The sequence below is a fragment of the Nitratidesulfovibrio oxamicus genome (genome assembly GCF_015731765.1).
GTDB classification, from domain to species: domain Bacteria; phylum Desulfobacterota; class Desulfovibrionia; order Desulfovibrionales; family Desulfovibrionaceae; genus Cupidesulfovibrio; species Cupidesulfovibrio oxamicus.
Genome location: NZ_VRYY01000405.1, coordinates 1 through 2292, shown reverse-complemented (window position 1 = coordinate 2292; position 2292 = coordinate 1). Strand labels below are relative to the sequence as shown.

General features: G+C 68.7%; 3 protein-coding genes. 1 reads left to right on the top strand and 2 read right to left on the bottom strand.

The features are described from left to right. Positions 1-465, top strand: a 465-nt coding sequence (locus FVW20_RS12940) for a glycosyltransferase family 9 protein (protein ID WP_196609943.1), incomplete at its 5' end; no start/stop codon positions are given. 253 nt (positions 466-718) lie between these two features. Here FVW20_RS12940 and FVW20_RS12935 read toward each other — a convergent pair. Further along, the gene (locus FVW20_RS12935; RefSeq protein WP_307831530.1) at positions 719-1615 is read right to left on the bottom strand and encodes an energy-coupling factor ABC transporter ATP-binding protein; all 897 of its coding nucleotides are present in this window, start codon (positions 1613-1615) and stop codon (positions 719-721) included. Next, on the bottom strand, positions 1612-2292 hold a 681-nt coding region (gene cbiQ, locus FVW20_RS12930; RefSeq protein WP_196609942.1), incomplete at its 5' end, for a cobalt ECF transporter T component CbiQ. The genes FVW20_RS12935 and cbiQ, both read right to left, overlap by 4 nt.

Sequence of the window (2292 nt, the reverse complement as noted above, 5' to 3'; positions counted from 1 at the left end):
CGCTGGCCCGCCGAATACTTCGCCGAGGTGGTCCGCCGCGCCGCCGCAGCTGGCGCGCGCATCGTGCTGTTTGCCGGTCCCGGCGAGGAAGCCGTGGCCCGCGAGGTGGCCGAACGCTCCGGCACCCTCGGCACGCCCGCGCTCATCGACCTGTCCGGCGCGCTCAGTCTCGTGGACCTTGCCGCGCACCTCGCCATCCTCGACTGCTACCTGTCCAACGACTCCGGCCCCATGCACATCGCCTGGGCCCAGCGCACCCCCGTCACCGCCATCTTCGGTCCCACCGTGCGCCGTCACGGCTTCTACCCGCGCGGCCCCAGGGCCACCGTGCTCGAAACCGGGCTGGACTGCCGCCCCTGCGGCCTGCACGGCCCGCAGCAATGTCCCCTGGGACACCACCGCTGCATGCGCGACATCACTCCCGACACCGTGTGGCAGGACGTGCACGCGAAACTGTTCGGGTAGATGGCGGGGCAACCGGGGGAAGGGGAGAAGCCCCTTTTCCAAAAGGGGCTTCTCCCCTTCCCCCGGACCCCCATCCCCTCTTCCCCAAAACGTTTTCATTGGGGGGATGAGCCATGGGATGAGAGGAGCATCGCAGCCGGTGGCTGGTGCCCCCGTTGAAAAGTTTGGAAGGATGGAGAGGGGGTGCGGGGGAGAGGAAGGGAACTTTTTCAAAAGTTCCCTTCCTCTCCCCCGCATTCGTTTTCTTTTGGTTTTACCCGTGGTGATGGTGCACGTCGCCGCCGGTGTGGGTGTGCACGTGGGTATGGGGGGTATGGGTGGCGATGCTGACGCCGCCGTCCTGCACGCTGAGGAAGCTGTCGCAGGTCTGGGCCAGAAAGTCCCAGTCGTGCGAGATGATCAGGTGGGTGGGGCTGTGTGCGGCCAGGATGGCGATGAGACGGTCGCGGGTGCGCGGGTCGAGATCGTTGGTGGGTTCGTCCAGCAGCAGGGCCTGCGGTTGCATGGCCAGCACGGCGGCCAGGGCGATCATCTTCTTTTCGCCGCCGGACAGGCGATGGGTGACCCGGCTTTCGAACCCGGCAAAGCCCAGGCGCTCCAGGGTGGCCTGTGCCACGGCGCGGGCCTCTGCGGGGGATGCGCCGTGGTTCAGCGGGCCGAAGGCCACGTCTTCGAGCACGGTGGGGCAGAACAGCTGGTCGTCGGAATTCTGGAACAGGAATCCCACCTCGCGGCGCAGCGGCGCAAAGTCGGCCTCGCAGGTCAGGGGCGCTCCGCGGTGCAGCACCCGGCCCGATTGGGGCCGCAACAATCCCATCAGCAGGTGCAAGAGGGTGGACTTGCCGCTGCCGTTGTGCCCCAGAAGGCCGATGCGCCGCCCCGGACGCAAGGCAAGCGAAGCGCCGCGCAATACCGGATCCGCGCTGCCGGGATAGGTGAAGTGGATGTCCTCAACGGCGGCCAGCGGCGGGGTGGCGTCGTCGTCCTGATGCCGGGGGGGATGCGGATGGTCGTGATCGTGCCCCTCTCCGTGCGCATGGGGGTGCTCATGATCATGCCCGTGGCCGGATGCGTCGGCGCGGGGTTGTCCCTTGTCGGGCTGTCCCTTATGGATCTGTCCGTTGTCGGCCGGGGTGGCGGCGGTGCTCATGGCAGTACTGTGAGGGGCTGAAGGATGTCGGCGGCCAGCAAGCTTGCCGCGCACAGGATTATGGCGGCGGCCAGCAGGCGGTCACCGGGGTGTCCGACGGGTTCGGCCAGCATGTGGAAGCGTCCGGCAAAGCCGCGCAGGCGCATGGCCTGCCCCACCCGCTCGGCCCGGTCGAAGCTGCGCACCAGCACCATGCCCGCGAGGTTTGCGTATGTGCGGTAGGTGTGCAGGTTGGTGCCGGGGATGAAGCCGCGTACCTTGGCGGCAGTGCGCAGGCGTTGGTATTCCTGGGCCACCACGTGCAGTTGCCGCCAGGTGAACAGCAGCAGCAGCGCCAGTTTGTCCGGCAGGCCCAGCCCGGCCACGGCATGTCCCACGGCGGTGATGTCCGAGGTGCCCGCCAGGGCGATGAAGGCCAGCACGATGGCGTTGGATTTCAGGGTGACCAGCACGGCCTGGGCCACGCCCGCGCTGGTGGCGGTCAGGCTCAGCCAGTCCGGCAGGCCGGGAATGGGGCCGATGCGCAGCAGCGGCACGCCGGGCAGCGAAAAGGGCAGGAACACCCACAGAAAGGCCACGAACACGTTCACGGCGGCCAGCCGTCGCAGCAGGCGGGGCAGGGGCAGGCGGGCCCAGGCGCACAGGGCCGCGCCGAGCAGCAGGGCCAGGGTAGCCGG